16 protein-coding genes are annotated in these 15,520 nt (G+C 73.3%); 9 read left to right on the top strand and 7 right to left on the bottom strand.

The window, feature by feature from the left end:
- Positions 1-4: 4 nt before the first annotated feature.
- The 3 genes from ACH4ZA_RS23050 to ACH4ZA_RS23040 all read right to left on the bottom strand — a co-directional run bounded on the left by ACH4ZA_RS23050 (position 5) and on the right by ACH4ZA_RS23040 (position 2,777).
- The gene (locus tag ACH4ZA_RS23050) at positions 5-754 is read right to left on the bottom strand and encodes an MBL fold metallo-hydrolase (protein ID WP_398431302.1); all 750 of its coding nucleotides are present in this window, start codon (positions 752-754) and stop codon (positions 5-7) included.
- Between the two features lie 146 nt (positions 755-900).
- Positions 901-1,530 (bottom strand): alpha-ketoglutarate-dependent dioxygenase AlkB, encoded by a 630-nt coding sequence (locus ACH4ZA_RS23045; RefSeq protein WP_398431300.1) that lies wholly within the window; start codon positions 1,528-1,530, stop codon positions 901-903.
- 242 nt (positions 1,531-1,772) lie between these two features.
- A complete protein-coding gene (locus ACH4ZA_RS23040; protein ID WP_398431298.1) occupies positions 1,773-2,777 on the bottom strand; it encodes an SDR family NAD(P)-dependent oxidoreductase in 1,005 nt (334 codons plus the stop codon).
- A 54-nt stretch (positions 2,778-2,831) separates the two neighbouring features.
- Between ACH4ZA_RS23040 and ACH4ZA_RS23035 the strand changes: the two genes are divergently transcribed.
- The 3 genes from ACH4ZA_RS23035 to ACH4ZA_RS23025 all read left to right on the top strand — a co-directional run bounded on the left by ACH4ZA_RS23035 (position 2,832) and on the right by ACH4ZA_RS23025 (position 5,988).
- Positions 2,832-3,263 (top strand): MerR family transcriptional regulator, encoded by a 432-nt coding sequence (locus ACH4ZA_RS23035; RefSeq protein ID WP_398431297.1) that lies wholly within the window; start codon positions 2,832-2,834, stop codon positions 3,261-3,263.
- A 372-nt stretch (positions 3,264-3,635) separates the two neighbouring features.
- Complete coding sequence (locus tag ACH4ZA_RS23030) at positions 3,636-4,262, top strand: TetR/AcrR family transcriptional regulator (protein WP_398431295.1); 627 nt, start codon at positions 3,636-3,638, stop codon at positions 4,260-4,262.
- 52 nt (positions 4,263-4,314) lie between these two features.
- Positions 4,315-5,988, top strand: coding sequence for an FAD-binding dehydrogenase (locus tag ACH4ZA_RS23025; RefSeq protein WP_398431293.1), 1,674 nt, complete (start codon positions 4,315-4,317; stop codon positions 5,986-5,988).
- Positions 5,989-5,990: 2 nt separating this feature from the next.
- On the opposite strand, the gene ACH4ZA_RS23020 is transcribed toward ACH4ZA_RS23025, so the two are convergent.
- Positions 5,991-6,350 (bottom strand): DUF488 domain-containing protein, encoded by a 360-nt coding sequence (locus ACH4ZA_RS23020; RefSeq protein ID WP_398431292.1) that lies wholly within the window; start codon positions 6,348-6,350, stop codon positions 5,991-5,993.
- A 148-nt stretch (positions 6,351-6,498) separates the two neighbouring features.
- Here ACH4ZA_RS23020 and ACH4ZA_RS23015 point away from each other — a divergent pair, with 148 nt between their 5' ends.
- From ACH4ZA_RS23015 to ACH4ZA_RS23000, 4 genes are read left to right on the top strand one after another with little or no spacing between them, the layout of a single operon-like run.
- A complete protein-coding gene (locus ACH4ZA_RS23015; protein WP_398431291.1) occupies positions 6,499-7,917 on the top strand; it encodes a M1 family metallopeptidase in 1,419 nt (472 codons plus the stop codon).
- A 59-nt stretch (positions 7,918-7,976) separates the two neighbouring features.
- A complete protein-coding gene (locus tag ACH4ZA_RS23010) occupies positions 7,977-8,738 on the top strand; it encodes a L,D-transpeptidase family protein (RefSeq protein ID WP_398431290.1) in 762 nt (253 codons plus the stop codon).
- Between the two features lie 17 nt (positions 8,739-8,755).
- A complete protein-coding gene (locus tag ACH4ZA_RS23005; protein WP_398431288.1) occupies positions 8,756-9,454 on the top strand; it encodes a response regulator in 699 nt (232 codons plus the stop codon).
- Positions 9,451-11,286, top strand: a complete 1,836-nt coding sequence (locus tag ACH4ZA_RS23000; protein ID WP_398431287.1) for a sensor histidine kinase — start codon at positions 9,451-9,453, stop codon at positions 11,284-11,286. The genes ACH4ZA_RS23005 and ACH4ZA_RS23000 overlap by 4 nt, the downstream gene beginning before the upstream one ends.
- Positions 11,287-11,322: 36 nt before the next feature.
- Here the strand turns inward: ACH4ZA_RS23000 and ACH4ZA_RS22995 are convergent, their stop codons facing one another.
- Positions 11,323-11,571 carry a WhiB family transcriptional regulator gene (locus ACH4ZA_RS22995; RefSeq protein ID WP_398431285.1) on the bottom strand — a complete coding sequence of 83 codons (249 nt, stop codon included), beginning with the start codon at positions 11,569-11,571 and terminating at the stop codon, positions 11,323-11,325.
- Between the two features lie 101 nt (positions 11,572-11,672).
- Complete coding sequence (locus ACH4ZA_RS22990) at positions 11,673-12,890, bottom strand: saccharopine dehydrogenase C-terminal domain-containing protein (protein ID WP_398431284.1); 1,218 nt, start codon at positions 12,888-12,890, stop codon at positions 11,673-11,675.
- Positions 12,891-13,053: 163 nt separating this feature from the next.
- On the opposite strand from ACH4ZA_RS22990, the gene ACH4ZA_RS22985 reads away from it, so the two are divergent.
- A complete protein-coding gene (locus ACH4ZA_RS22985; RefSeq protein WP_398431283.1) occupies positions 13,054-13,779 on the top strand; it encodes a TetR/AcrR family transcriptional regulator in 726 nt (241 codons plus the stop codon).
- Between the two features lie 74 nt (positions 13,780-13,853).
- Here the strand turns inward: ACH4ZA_RS22985 and ACH4ZA_RS22980 are convergent, their stop codons facing one another.
- Positions 13,854-14,777 (bottom strand): LysR family transcriptional regulator ArgP, encoded by a 924-nt coding sequence (locus ACH4ZA_RS22980; RefSeq protein WP_398431282.1) that lies wholly within the window; start codon positions 14,775-14,777, stop codon positions 13,854-13,856.
- Positions 14,778-14,857: 80 nt separating this feature from the next.
- Between ACH4ZA_RS22980 and ACH4ZA_RS22975 the strand changes: the two genes are divergently transcribed.
- Positions 14,858-15,472, top strand: a complete 615-nt coding sequence (locus ACH4ZA_RS22975; RefSeq protein ID WP_398431280.1) for a LysE/ArgO family amino acid transporter — start codon at positions 14,858-14,860, stop codon at positions 15,470-15,472.
- Positions 15,473-15,520 lie beyond the last annotated feature (48 nt).

Here is a 15,520-nt window from a genome sequence, read left to right as displayed (position 1 = left end):
GACCTTAGACGGCGCGTTCGCGGGCCAGCTCGGCCGCCGCCCGCACGGACCCCTGGTGCAGCGGGCCGTGGCCGGGCAGCAGCCGGTCTGCCTCCAGAGCGCCGATCACGTCCAGCGACGCGACCGCTCGGGCCCGCTCGTGGTGGAACATGTCCGGCAGGAGCTGCGGCCCCTTCACCCGTGACGTCGCGTGACCGCTGACCAGTGCGTCCCCGGAGACGACGATCCCCGCCTGCGGCAGGTGGTACACCGTGTGGCCGTCGGTGTGACCCGGGGTGTGCACGGGGACCGGGCGGCCGGGCAGGTCGAGCGGGCCGTCGGCGACGGGGAACGCCTCGGGTGCGGTGACCGGATGCTGTTCGGCGCCGCCCGAGCGCACCACGTGCGCCAGCCACGGCACGACGCCGGGCCGCCAGGCGTTCCGCAGGATCGCCCCGACGCTCACCTGCTGGAGGAACTCCCGGCGGGCGTGCGGGACTTCCGCCTCGTGCAGATAGACCGGGACTCCGTGCACCGAGCGCAGGTGCTCGGCGGAGCCCAGGTGGTCGTTGTGGGCGTGGGTGATCAGCACGGCCGAGAGCGCCTCGGGGGAACCGCCCACCGCCGCCAGGGAGTCGAGGACCCGCTCGCGGTCGCCCGGGTAGCCGGTGTCGATCAGGGTGAAGGCGTCCCCCTCGGAGAGGATCACCCAGTTGGTGTGCGAGCCGTGCACCAGGTAGGTGCCGTCCGCCACTTGCCGTACGTCTGCCCGCATGGCCGTCCCCGGGTCCTGGAGGTTGGTGCTCGACGGGGGACAGCAAAGCAGATCACCGCAGGCATGCGGACGGTGGGGTTCCGAGTCGTGCGCACCCGCGGGCGGCGGCCTCGCCCGTGGTGGCCGCCCCGTTCGCGCGCCCGGCGTCATCGCACTCCGCGGGGACGGAACTGGACGCTGATGCGCGGCCCCGCGGCGCGGCCGGACTTGGGGATGCAGTGCTCCCAGGTCCGCTGGCAGGAGCCGCCCATCACGATCAGGTCGCCGTGCCCGAGGGGCCGCCGCACCGCCTCGCCCCCGCCCGCGGGGCGCAGCAGCAGGTCGCGTGGGGAGCCCACGGAGAGGATGGCGACCATCGTGTCCCGGTCGGCGCCGCGGCCGATCCGGTCGCCGTGCCAGGCGACGCTGTCCCGGCCGTCGCGGTAGTGGCACAGCCCGGCGGTGACGAACGGCTCGCCCAGTTCCGCGGCGTAGTGCGCGGACAGCGCCCGGCGGGCCTCCTCCAGCACCGGATGGGGCAGCGCGTCGTGCTCCGCGTAGAACGCCAGCAGGCGCGGGACGGCGACGACGTTGTCGTACATCCGGCGCTGCTCGGCGCGCCACGGGACCTCGGCCGCCAGGTGTTCGAACAGGGCGTCCGAGCCGGTGAGCCAGCCCGGCAGCACGTCGATCCAGGCGCCCGCGCCGAGCACGGTGCGGCGCAGCCTGTCGAGGGGACCGAGGCGCAGTTCGTCGGTCTGGTCGAAGAGGGAGCCCTGGAGGTGGTGCGCGGTCATGGTTCCAGCCTACGCCTTAATCGAAAATATGTTCGTGGCGGTGCGCCCGGGGAGGAGGGCGGGGTCGATCGGCGACTGTGACCGGGCGGGACAGTTGGCACTTGGGCGAGGTATCTGTCACTGGCCGAGGAGGGTGCTCTGCCGGGCTCTGAGGGGACGCGTTGCCCGCTGCGCATCGGTCGGTTCGCGTCGTCGCACCCTGCTGGACACCTGCCCGGTGAATCCCGTGATCCACCGGGCGGTCAAGAGCCATGAGAAGCGCTCTCGCCGATCGGCCCGGCCCCGGTCGCCGCGACGGACAGCTGCCAGAGCCGTGCGGCCGAAGCCGGGTCGACGGCGTACCCCCGGACCCAGCCGTCGTCCATCGGCCCGTCCTCGTCGGTGACCCGCGCCACCTCGCAGTCCTCCAGGTAGAGCCCGCCGCGGCCGGCGAGGAGCGGGGAGGTCGCCGCCCACAGACCGGTGGCGGCGCCCTGCGACGGGGTCTTGAAGCCCTCGCCGATCACAGCTCCCTGCTCGTCCACCCAGCCCAGGTCGACCTGTTCACGGCGCGTCAGTTCCCGCTGGAGTTCGGTGATGATGCTTCCCGGGTGGAGGGCGAATGCCCGGACGCCGTCGCCGCGGCCGAGGGCGTCGAGGTGGACGGCGAACAGGACGTTGGCGGTCTTGGCCTGGCCGTACGCTTGCCAGCGGTCGTAGCCGGTGCGGAAGTGCGGGTCGTGCCAGCGGAAGTCGGTGATCCCGTGACCGCCGGAGCTGTAGACGACGACGCGGGCGCCGTGCGCGTCACGCAGGAGCGGGTACAGCTCGCACACCAAGGCGAAGTGCCCAAAGTGATTGGCGGTCAGCTGGTACTCCCAACCGGGCCCGACGCGCCGCTCCGGGGTGGCCATCACCCCGGCGACGGCCATGAAGAAGTCGAGCCGGTCGGCGACCTCCCGGATGCGCGCGGCGGCGGAGCGGACGCTGCCGAGGTCTGTGAGGTCCAGGGGGACGATTTCGCAGGGGGCGCCGGGGAGTCCGGCGAGCGCCGCCCGGGCGGACTCGGGTCGGCGCGCCGGGACGATGACCCGGGCCCCGGCGGCCGCCAGGGCCCGCGCGGTCTCCAGGCCGAGGCCGGAGTAGCCGCCGGTGACGACGGCGGTCCTGCCGGAGAGGTCGACCCCGGCCATGACCTCCTCAGCGGTGGAGGCCGCGGAGAAAGGGGAGTTGATCGGATGCTGCGCGGTGGCGGTCTCAGTGCTCATGTCGAGGACGCTACGAGCTAGAGAAGGGTCTAGATCAAGCCCTAGGGTGTCCGCATGGCGACGACCGAGTCCTTCACCGAATCGCTCGGCATCGGCGAGGTCGCCGACCGCACCGGCCTGAGCGTCCACGCCCTGCGCTTCTACGAGCGCGAGGGCCTGCTGGTCGGCCCGGTCCACCGCACCGCGGGCGGTCGCCGCCGCTACAGCCCCACCGACGTCGACTGGTTGGGGATCTGCGTCCGGCTGCGGGAGTCCGGGATGCCCCTCGCCGAACTGAAGCGGTTCGCAGAACTGGTCCGGCAGGGTCCGGGCAACGAGCCGGAGCGGCTGCGGCTCCTCGACGCCCACCAACGCCGCGTCGAGGGCCAGATCCGCGCCCTTGAGGAGTGCCGCTCCATCATCGCCCGGAAGGTCGGCGTCTACGCCGAGCACGTCGCCCGCGGTACGGCCGCCGGACTGTGGGACCCGACGGCTGCCGCGGACTAGGTCGTTTCTGGTCGGCGGCCGGCGCCCGGACGCTGGCGGCGTGCTGGTGGGCCCGGCCGGAGGCGGCGTCGATGTTCACCGCCCAAGAGCCGTCGGAGACGCCCTGGGCTCACCTCCATGTCCGTGCCGGCCGACCCTCGCATGCACTTCTTGACCGAGCAGCTCAGGCCGGGTGCCGTAGGAACCGTGAAGGTCGCCGGGTTCGACGGAGCGGACGGAACCTGCAGGCCGTCGGCATACACCGAGCTCAACGATCGAGTCCGTGACAACCAGACCCGGCTCGCCCAGTTAGCCCTGGCTCGCCCGGTCCCACGACCCCTTTCGATACGTCGATGTATCGGATACATTCATGTATCGAACGGAGGTGCGGTCATGGCGGCGCAGCAGACGACGGGACGCGTCACCCGGCGCCGTGTCCGCACCCGCGCCAACCTGCTCGACGCCGCCTTCGCCGTGTTCGCCGCCAAGGGCTTCGGCCGGGTCTCCATCGAGGAGGTCTGCGACGCGGCCGGCTACAGCAGGGGCGCCTTCTACTCCAACTTCGGCAGCCTGGACGAACTGTTCTTCGCCCTCTACCAGGAGCGTGCGGAGGTCATCGCCCGGCAGGTCGCCGACGCCCTCGCCGGCGACGGGCCCGACCTCGACGTGCCGGCGTCCGTGGACCGCGTCACCGAGGTGCTCCTCCTCGACCTGGACTGGCTGCTGGTCAAGACGGACTTCCTGGTGCACGCCGCCCGCGACCCGGCCGTCGCGCAGACCCTGCTCGCACACCGGGCCCGACTGCGCCGCGCGATCGCCGACCGGCTGTCCCGGGCCCGCGGCCACACCCCGCTGCCCGCCGTGCTCGGCGACGTCGACTGCGCCGCCCGCGCGGTGGTCGCCGCCTACGACGGCGTCACCACCCAACTGCTGCTGGACAAGGACGTGAACAGCGCCCGCGCCTGGCTCAGGCAGCTGCTCACCGCGCTGCTGACCGACGGCAGCGGACACCACGCCTGACCCCCACGCACACCACCTCGCACAAGACTCGGACAGAAGGGCAACGGTCGCCATGGACGCGGACGTCATCGTCGTCGGAGCGGGCCTCGCCGGCCTGGTCGCGGCGCACGAACTCACCAGCAGAGGCCGGCGGGTCGCCCTGGTCGACCAGGAGAACGCCGCCAACCTGGGCGGCCAGGCGTTCTGGTCCTTCGGCGGGCTCTTCCTCGTCGACTCCCCGGAGCAGCGCCGCCTCGGCATCAAGGACTCCTTCGACCTCGCCTGGAACGACTGGCAGGGCAGCGCGCAGTTCGACCGGACCGAGGACGAGGACTCCTGGGCGGTGCGCTGGGCGCGGGCCTACGTGGAGTGGGCGGCGGGGGAGAAGCGCGGCTGGCTCGCCGGGCACGGCATCTCCTTCGTGCCGACCGTCGGCTGGGCCGAACGCGGTGATCTGCGCGCCGACGGGCACGGCAACTCCGTGCCCCGTTTCCACGTCGCGTGGGGGACGGGCACCGGCGTCGTCGATCCGTTCGTCCGGTACGCCAAGCAGGCCGCCCGGGACGGACTGCTGACCTTCCACCACCGCCACCGCGTGGACGAGCTGGTCATGGAGGACGGCGCCGCCCGCGGCGTGCGCGGCACGGTCCTGGCCCCCGACGACTCCGCGCGCGGCGTCGCCTCCAACCGCGACCCGATCGGCGACTTCGAGCTGACCGCCAGGGCCGTCGTCGTCACGAGCGGCGGCATCGGCGCCGACCACGACATCGTGCGGCGCCACTGGCCCGAGCGGCTCGGCACGCCCCCCGCCGAGATGGTGACCGGTGTGCCCGCCTACGTCGACGGCCGGATGCTCGACATCAGCGCCGAGGCCGGCGTCCGGCTGGTCAACCGCGACCGCATGTGGCACTACACCGAGGGCATCCAGAACTGGGACTCCATCTGGCCCGGCCACGGCATCCGCATCCTGCCCGGCCCTTCCTCCCTGTGGTTCGACGCCCTCGGCCGTCGGCTGCCCGACCCGTGCCTGCCCGGCTACGACACCCTCGGCACGCTCAGGTACCTGCGCACGACCGAGGACATCGCCGGCCACGACCACTCCTGGTTCGTCCTCACCCGCAGGATCGTCGAGAAGGAGTTCGCGCTGTCGGGCTCCGAGCAGAACCCCGACATCACCGCCAAGGACCGCCGGGCCGTGCTGCGCGACCGGCTGCTCGGCAAGGGAGCCCCGGCGCCGGTGCAGGCGTTCCTCGACCACGGCGCGGACTTCGTGATCGCCGACACCCTCGAGGAGCTCGTCGACAAGATGAACGCGTTGACCGACAAGCCGCTGCTCGACGTGGACGGCCTGCGCCGGCAGATCGAGGCCCGCGACCTGCAGATGGCCAACCCGTACAGCAAGGACGCCCAGATCCAGGGCATCCGCAACGCCCGCCGCTACATCGGCGACCGCCTCGGCCGCGTCGCCACCCCGCACCGCGTCCTCGACCCCGAGGCCGGCCCGCTGATCGCCGTCAAGCTGCACGTCCTCACCCGCAAGACGCTCGGCGGCATCCAGACCGACCTCGACTCACGCGCCCTGGGCGCCGACGGGCAGCCCGTCGAGGGTCTGTACGCGGCGGGCGAGGTGGCCGGCTTCGGGGGCGGCGGCGTCCACGGCTACAACGCCCTCGAAGGCACCTTCCTCGGCGGCTGCCTGTTCTCGGGGCGGGCCGCCGGCCGGGCCGCGGCGAAGCAGACCGGCTGACGTCAGGGCTGGTCCGCCGTCAACAGGCGGACCAGCACCGCCGTGTGGCTCTGCTCCGGGGACTTCGCGGAGGTGAGCAGCGTCACCGGGCCCTTCTTCATCAACTCACGTACATGATCGAGGAGTTCGGCCGCCTCTGGTTCGGTGAGCTCCGCCTCGTAGCGGCGGGCGAACTCCTCGTGCGAGCCCTCGCCCGCGTGGTACCAGCGGCGCAGTTCCGTGGACGGCGTGAGGCCCTTGGGCCACTCGTCGACGCGAGCCGCCTCCTTGGACACCCCGCGCGGCCACAGCCGGTCGACCAGCACCCGCACACCGTCCTGCGGCTCGGGCGGGTCGTACACGCGACGTACGCGGACCTTCATGGCGGCCGTCCTCGGGTAGGCGGATCGTGTCGATCCTAGGCCCGGGACGTCCGAGGACACCGCTCGGCTTGACCTGAATGAGGGGGAAGACCGCGGCGTCCGGTCCTAGTCTGAGGACGTTTGACCACAGGCCCCCCCAGGAGCGCACGTGACACAGCCCCGCAGACGCACCACCGCCCTGCTGCGCCGCGAAGCCGTCGCCGCCACCGTCCCCGTCGCCGTGGCCGCGCTGCTCGCGGCGGCCGGCCCCGCCGCGGCGGCCGGCCCGACGGGCACGGCCGGCGTCGGCGACCCCTACTTCCCGCTCGCCGGCAACGGCGGCTACCACGTGACCCACTACGACCTGAGCCTCCGTTACGACCCCGGCAGCCGCCACCTCGACGGCAAGGCGGTCCTCACCGCCCGCGCCACCCAGCGCCTGACCCGCTTCGACCTCGACTTCCAGGGGCTGAAGGTCACCGGCCTGACGGTCGATCACGTCAGGGCGGCGCACCGCCGGCAGGGCCAGGAACTCGTGGTCACCCCGAAGCGCGCCCTGCGCAAGGGCGAGCGCTTCCAGATCACCGTCACCTACACCGGCACCCCCGGCCCGGTCACCGACCCCGACGGGTCCCTGGACGGCTGGATCCCCACCGACGACGGCGCCTTCGTCGCCGGCGAACCACAGGGCGCCATGACCTGGTTCCCGGCGAACAACCACCCCCTCGACAAGTCCTCCTACGACTTCGCCATCACCGTCCCCGCCGACCGCGCGGCAGTCGCCAACGGCGTCCTCGTCGGCCGGCGCACCGCGCACGGCACGACGACCTACCGCTGGCGGCAGAAGGAACCGATGGCCGCCTACCTCGCCACCGCGACCGTCGGGAAGTTCAAGGTCGAGCAGTACACCACCCGCGACGGCCTTCAGGTGTACAACGCCGTCGACCCGCGCGAGGCCGCGGCCGCGGCACCGGTGGTGAAGAAACTGCCGTCCGTGCTCGACTGGGAGAGCCGGCTGTTCGGGCCCTATCCCTTCCGTGCCGCCGGGGCCATCGTCGACCACGCCCCGAACGTCGGCTACGCCCTGGAGACCCAGACCCGGCCGGTGTACGACCGGGCGCCCTCCCTGAGCACCCTCGTCCACGAGAGCGCCCACCAGTGGTTCGGCGACTCCGTCTCCCTCACCTCCTGGAAGGACATCTGGCTCAACGAGGGCTTCGCCACCTACGCCGAGTGGCTCTACGCCGAGCAGCACGGCGGCGACAGCGCCCAGAAGAGCTTCGACGACCTGTACGCCCTCCCGGCGACCGACGAGCTGTGGGCGTTCCCGCCCGGCGACCCCGGCAGCGGCGCGAACATCTTCGGCACCCCCGTCTACGCGCGCGGCGCCATGACCCTGCACGTCCTGCGCACCACGGTCGGGGACCGCGCCTTCTTCCGCATCCTGCGCGCCTGGGCGGCCGCGCACCGCAACGGCAACGGCACCACCGCCCAGTTCGAACGCCTCGCGGAACGGACCTCCGGCAAGGACCTCGGCGGCCTCTTCCGCACCTGGCTGTACGGCCGGGGCAAGCCCGCAACGCCGTAGTCGGCGAACAGCGCCCGCAACCTGACGAGTTCCACACACCTGTCGGCGAGAGTCGACCCATGATCGCCAACCCGCTCCGGCCCCGACCCCGTGCCGCGCTGCTCGCCGCGTCCCTGCTGCTCACCGGATGCGGCGGCACCGCGGCCCTCGACGGAGCCGGGGCCGACCGCACCCCGGCCGCGGTGAGCCCCGCGCCGAGCGCCCCCGCACCCGCCGCGGCCGCCCGGACCGTGCCGCAGCGCATACCGGGCCTGGGCCCGAAGACCTGGTCCCAGGTTCCGGGCGACGCACGGCAGGCGGTCGTGGTGACGGGCGCCGGGAAGAACTCCCCGCTCTCCACCGTCGTCCTCTACCGGCGCACCGAGGCCGGCTGGCAGGCCGGCGAGCGCTGGCCCGCGCACAACGCCCTGCGCGGCTGGAGCGACCACCACATGGGCGGCGACCTGCGCTCGCCCATCGGCGTCTACGGCCTCACCGACGCCGGCGGCCTGCTGCCCGACCCCGGCACGAGACTTCCCTACGACCACGGCAGGGGCTTCCGCTCACCGGGCACCGGATTCCAGGGCGAGTCGCTGGAAGGGTCGTTCGACTACGTGATCGCGGTGAACTACAACCGCACGCCCGGCGTCTCCCCCCTCGACTGGACCCGCCCGCTCGGGGCTGGCCGCGGCGGCGGGATCTGGCTCCACGTCGACCACGGCGGCCCCACCCACGGCTGCGTGAGCGTCGCAGAGCGCCACATGAAGGAACTGCTGCGCGCCCTCGACCCCGCTCTGCACCCCGTGGCCGTCATGGGCGACCATGCCTCTCTGGCCCACTGAGAAAACGGAGTAATCGCGTGTGCGCTCATGTACTGGTGGCCGAGGACGACGCGATGCAGGCCGAGCTCATCCGCCGCTCGCTGCTCGCCGAGGGCCACACGGCCACGGTCGTGCACGACGGCTCCGCCGCGCTGGAGGCGGTGCGACGGGACCGCCCGGACCTCGTCGTCCTCGACCTCATGCTGCCGGTCGTCGACGGGTTCGGGGTGTGCCGGGTGCTGCGGCAGGACGACGACGTCCCGGTGCTGATGCTGACCGCCCGAGCCGCCGAGGACGACCTCCTGCTCGGCCTCGAGCTCGGCGCCGACGACTACATGACCAAGCCGTACAGCCCGCGCGAGCTGATGGCCCGCATCCGCACCGTCCTGCGGCGCAGCGGCCGGGCCGGCGCCGACCGGCCCGACGGCGCCGTCGTGCGGGCCGCGGGGCTCGCCGTCGACCCGGAACGGCACGAGGTGCGCTGCGAGGGCGAGCCCGTGGAATGCACACCGGCCGAGTTCCAGATCCTGCTGGCGATGGTCGCGGAACCCGAACGGGTCTTCTCCCGGAGGCAGTTGCTCCAGTGCACCCGCGGCTTCGACCGCTCCTCCACCGAACGGGCCGTCGACGTGCACATCATGAACCTGCGCCGCAAGGTCGAGGCCGACCCGCGCAAGCCCGTGCGGCTGCTCACCGTGTTCGGCGTCGGCTACAAGCTGAGCGGCGGCCGGCCGTGAACCGCACCCGGATACCCCTGCGCAAGCGTCTGCTGGTGCGGCTGCTGAGCGCCTCCGTCCTGATCGCCGTGTGCTCGGTGGCCGCGACGGCCTGGCTCGCCGTGACCACCACCACCCGCGCGCTGCGGGAGGAACAGGGCCAGGCGCTCGCCGACGACATGGACATCCTGGCTCAGCTCAGCGGCTACGCGGCCACCCACCCCGAGTGGACCGGCGTCCAGCAGGCGGTCGGCGAGCTGTCCGCGAGGACCGGCCGGCGCATCGCCCTCACCACGGCCGACCGCACCCCGCTCGCGGACTCGGCGCCGCCGGGCACGTCGCTCCCGCCGCGCGCCGCCGCCGCCGTCGACCCGCTGCGCACCGACACGTACACCGAGCGCGGCGCCCAGCTCAGCGGCATCGATCCGCGGGTCGTGGGGCCCTACCGGCTCACCTCCGGTGAACGCAGCGAGCTCGACGCCCGCGCCCGCGACCGGCAGAAGTGCTTCGCCCGCCACGGCATCGAGACGACGGTGACCCGCACCCCGAGCGGCCGACCCGTGATCGAGGACGCCGACGGCGCCACCTCGTCCGGCTATGTGCCCGACGAGTGCGCGGACGGCCGCCTCAACGCCCCGATGCCCACCGAGGAGAAGGCGATGACCGCGCTCCAGAGGCATGCGGCCGGCTGCCTGACCCGCGCGGGCCTCGATCCCGGGTCGCCGCTGTTCTTCGGACCCGGCACACCCGGCGCCCTCGGCCGGGACGCGACTCCCGGGCCCGTCCTCGCCAAGGCGCGCGACGCCAAGGCGATGAGGGCGGCCCAGACCTGCCTCGAGGAAGCCCGCCGCGTACAGCTCGACCCCTACGTGGCTCCGGCCGCCGAACTGTTCTTGGGCGGCGGGGACACCGGCGCCCGGACCCGCTGGGACATGTCGCCGGCCAACAAGGCGAAGGTCGTCGGCGTGGCAGGGCTGGTGCTGGCCGTCACCGTCGCGGTGAGCGCCCTCGTCGCCACCCGTCTCGTCCGCCCGCTGCGCGCCCTGACGGAGGCCGCGCAGCAGCCCCCGGACCGGCACGCAAGGGTTCCCGTCACGACGCGCGACGAGACCGGCATCCTCGCGGAGGCCTTCAACGACCTGGCCGAACGCAGGGAACGGCTGGAGGCGCAGCGCAAGGCGCTCGTCGCCGACGTCGCCCACGAACTGCGCAGTCCGCTCACCAACATCCGCGGCTGGCTGGAGGTCACCCGCGACGGGCTCGTCGAACCCGACGCCGAACTGCTCGGCGCGCTGCACGAGGAGGCGCTCGTCCTGCAACGGGTCATCGACGACCTGCGCGACCTCGCCGCAGCCGACGCCGGCACCCTGGTGCTGCACCGTGAACCGGTGCCCGCCGACGATCTGCTCGCCCAGGTCGCCGCCGCCCACCGGGTGGCGGCCGACACCGCCGGGGTCGCGCTGCGCACCGGCACCGACGACGCCGTCTGGCTGAACGCCGACCCGGTGCGGCTGCGGCAGGTCCTCGGCAACCTCGTCGCCAACGCCGTGCGCCACACCCCGGCCGACGGCTCGGTCACACTGACCGCCCGCCGGGACGGCGACCGGGTCGTGCTGGAGGTCGCCGACACCGGCTCGGGCATCGCCCCCGAGGATCTGCCGCACGTCTTCGAGCGGTTCTGGCGGGCGGAGAAGTCGCGGAGCCGGCGCACCGGCGGCAGCGGGCTGGGCCTGTCGATCGTCCGCCAGCTGACGGACGCCCACGGAGGCGCGATCGAAGCGGCCAGCACCCCGGGCGAGGGCAGTGTGTTCACGCTGCGGCTTCCGGCCGCGCCGCCGCCGGGCGACGGCTGAGGCGTCAACGCCCGGCCGTCCGGGCCGCGTTCACGGTCACGAACTGCGTCGTGCCTTGATGCGCCGCTTGAGGGCGCGGCGTTCCGTCTCGCTCGTGCCGCCCCACACCCCGAGCGTCTGATCGGTCTCCATGGCCCACTCGAGGCACGCCTCCTGCACGGGGCAGCGCCGGCAGACCGACTTGGCCTGTTCCTCCTGCATCAGCGCCGGGCCCGAGGTTCCGATCGGGAAGAAGAGGTCCGGGTCCTCGCGGCGGCACGCGGCGTGCTGTCGCCAGTCGTCCATCGAAGTCACCTGCGATCTCTCGTCTGTGATGTTCCGGATGATTGCTCCTGATCGGGTCACCGGCGAGGCGGAGGTGAAACAGGGCGCGCCCGGAAAGTCGTTCACTGTTCCCGCAGCCCCCACGGCGAGCCGTACTCCGTCAGCAGGTCGAGGAAGGGGCGGGCCGGGAACGCCTCGGGTCCGAGGACGCCCGTCCCGGACCAGGCGCCCGTCGCGAGCAGTTCGAGGGCGACCACCGGGTTGACCGCCGTCTGCCACACCACGGCCTGGCTGCCGTACTCGGCCATCGACCACTGGTTGTCGACCACGTGGTACAGGTACACCTCGCGGGGCGCCCCGTCCTTGACGCCGCGCACCCAGGTGCCCGCACAGGTCTTGCCGTGCATGCGCTCGCCCAGCGTCGCCGGGTCGGGCAGGCAGGCGGCCACCACGTCACGGGGCGAGACCTGAACCGGTCCCCGCGCGCTCGGCACCGTCACCGGCGCGGTGCCGTCCAGTCCCAGGCGGTGCAGCGTCCTGAGCGTCTCGACGAACTCCGCGCCCAGGCCGTACTTGAAGGTGACCCGGTCCGCCTTCACCCAGCGCGGCACGAGCAGCACCTCCTCGTGCTCCACGTTGACGCACTCCACCGGCCCGATGCCCTCGGGGAAGTCGAACACCTCGGGCTCGCTGAAGGGCGCGGTGGTGAACCAGCCGCGGTCGGCCTCGTAGACGACCGGCGGGTTCAGGCACTCCTCGATCGTGGTCCAGATGCTGAAGGAGGGGGCGAAGTCGTAGCCCTCGACGGTGAGGTTCGCGCCGTCGCGGACGCCGATCTCCTCGATCCCGTCGAAGAGTTCGTCGGCCGCGTACCGGGCGAAGACGTCCGAAAGGCCCGGCTCGACGCCCATGCCGACCAGCGCCAGGGCGCCGGCGGCGGCCCAGTCGTCGGCCTCGGCGAACTGCGCGTCGCCGAGCTTGACGCCGCACTCCTCGTGCGGCCGCTCCGGGTGCGGGCGGGACAGCGACATCGCCATGTCGACATAGGTGGCGCCGGCCGTGCGCGCCGCGCCGAACAGCGGCATCACGAACCGCGGGTCCGTGGCGTTCAGCAGGACGTCGCAGCGGTGGCGGGCGAGCAGGGCGGCCACGGCCGCCTGGTCCGCGGCGTCGATCCGCTCGGCGAGAAACCGCTCGTCGCCGTCGAGGGCGGCGACGGCGGCCGCGGCGCGGGCGGGGTCGTAGTCGGCGACGACCATCGCCTCGAAGAACGGACGGCGGGCGGCGATGCGGGTGACGGCGGTGCCCACACCGCCGGCGCCTACGAGCAGGACACGCATGAGAAGAACTCCCTCGGCCGAACCTGAGAAGGACGTGTGCGAAGCGGGGCCCGGCACCGATACAACGCCCGGGGCTCACGTAAGGTCAATGGCGTTGGCATAAGGATGCACCCCGGAGACCGTGGGCAGGACGGCGACGGGCCGGAGGAAGCGGGTGGGACGTATGGCCAAGCAGGTCGTGCCCGAGGAGAAACGGCGCAGACGCCGGCCCACCCGCAGCGGCACGGTGCTGTCCGAGCGGCTGATCGTCGAGGCCGCGCTGCGCCTGCTGCGCGAGCACGGCAGCGCCGGACTCACCGCCCGCCGCCTGGGCCTCGCCCTCGACTGCGACCCCAGCACGCTCTACCGCTACTTCCGGGGCATGGACGACCTCACGCTGGCCATCGGCGACGCACTCATCGGCGAGGCGCTGCGCGGCTGGCGGCCGACGGGGGAGTGGCGGGCCGACCTGCACGCCGTCGGCCTGCGCATCCACGCCGCGTACGTCGCCCACCCGCAGGCCGCCCAGCTCACCACGAGCCGGGTGACCGGCCGGCCGAGCGAACTCGCCGCCGACGAGGCCGTGCTGGACGTGCTGCGTACGGCCGGCTTCCCGCTGGCGGAGACCGTGCGGATCTACCACGCCTTCATCGACCAGACCCTGGCCTTCGCCGCCCTGGACGCCGCGGCCCTGGCCCTGCCGCCGGCCGCGCAGCGCGCCGACGACGGCATGTGGCGCTCGACCTACGCCCGGCTGCCCGCCGAGACCCACCCCCGGATCGCCGAGGCGGCCGCGCTGCTGTCGGCCCGCATGGTGACGAGCGCGTACCCGACGGCACTGGAGATGCTGCTGGACAGTGCGCAGACCCGGCTGGCCGCCCTGCGCGAGAACCGGCCCGCGACCCCCTGAGGGCCGCCGCCCCTGAAGCCCCTCGGTGCGGCCGACCACTCCTGCGCCATCGCCGTTGCCGTTGCCGTCGTCGGCTAGTGCTGTGGCGCGTCCCGGCGGGGAGGGTGCAGGGCCTCGGCCGCCGTCGCCGCCACGGCGTCCGCGAGCGCGGCCAGCGCGGGCGAGTCGAGCCGCCACTGCTGCCAGTACAGGGAGACCTCCAGGGGACGTCGAGGGGCGAGGGAGAGCAGCCGGCCGGCCCGCAGCGGCGCTTCGGCCTGCGCCTCGGGGACCATGCCCCAGCCCAGGCCCGCGACGATCGAGGTCACGAAGCCCTCCGAGGTCGGCACGGCGTGGCGCAGGGTGCTCGCGCCGCCCGCCCCGCGCCGCAGACCGCGCACGAAGGCGTCCTGGAGGTCGTCGCTGCGGTCCAGCGTCAGCACGGGAGCCCGGAGGAGGGTGTCGCGCAGGGGGCCGTCGCCGAGATGGCGGGCCGCGAACTCCGGGCTGGCGGCGGCCAGATAGCGCATCGTGCCCAGCGCGCGCACGGAGCAGCCGGTCACCGCGTCGGGCGAGGAGGTCACCGCGGCCATCACCAGCCCCTCACGCAGCAGCTCGGCCGTACGGGTCTCGTCCTCGCGGTGCAGTTCGAAACAGAGCGGCGGCTCCAGCGGCACCCGGGACAGGGCGGGCAGGAACCAGGTGGCGAGGGAGTCGGCGTTGACCGCGACGCTCACCCGGGTGGGCTCGCCCTGCGCACTCATGCCCAGCTCGGTCCGCGTGTCGCGCTCCAGCCGGGCCAGCTGGCGGGCGAACCGCACGACGATCTCCCCGGACTCCGTCGCCCGCACCGGCTTGGTGCGCAGCAGCAGCACGCGGCCCGTGCGCTGCTCCAGGGCCTTCACCCGCTGGCTGACCGCCGACGGCGTCACGTGCAGCGCGGCCGCGGCCGCGTCGAAGGTGCCCTCGTCCACCACGGCGAGCAGCGTCCGCACCTGGTCGAGGGGCAGGTCCGTCATCACGTCGTCATCACGGGCGCTAATGATACGTAAGAATCTTTAGCTGTACGCGTAGTGATCGCTTCCCTAGCGTGGACGGCATGTCCCAAGCTCTCGCCGCCGTGACCGCCGGTTTCGGCACCGGTCTCTCGCTCATCGTCGCCATCGGCGCCCAGAACGCCTTCGTCCTGCGTCAGGGGATCCGGAGGGAGGCCGTCCTCGCCGTCGTCGGGATCTGCGCCCTCTCGGACGCCCTGCTCATCGCGCTGGGGGTGGGCGGAGTGGGCGCGCTGGTGACGGCCTGGCCGGGCGCGCTGACCGCGGTCGCCTGGATCGGCGGCCTGTTCCTCGTCGGCTACGGGGCACTGGCGGCCCGGCGGGTGTTCCGGCCCTCGGGCGCGCTGGTGGCCGGCGGCGACCCGGTGGGTTCCCGGCGGCGTGCCGTTCTCACCTGCCTGGCGATGACCTGGCTCAACCCGCACGTCTACCTCGACACCGTCTTCCTGCTCGGTTCCGTCGCCGCCGACCGCGGCCCGCTGCGCTGGACGTTCGGCCTCGGGGCCGCGCTCGCCAGCGTGTGCTGGTTCGCCGCACTGGGCTTCGGGGCGCGGCTGCTCAGCCGTTCCCTGTCCCGGCCCTCGGCCTGGCGCGTCCTGGACGGCCTGGTCGCCGCCACGATGGTCGTCCTCGGAGTGACGCTCGTCGCGGGCGCCTGATCCGCGCGCAACCCGGTCGGGACGGCTTCGCGCAACCCGGTCGGGACG

This window comes from Streptomyces sp. NPDC020597, from assembly GCF_044335095.1.
Lineage (GTDB): Bacteria > Actinomycetota > Actinomycetes > Streptomycetales > Streptomycetaceae > Streptomyces.
This window is presented reverse-complemented; position numbering and strand designations above follow the sequence as displayed.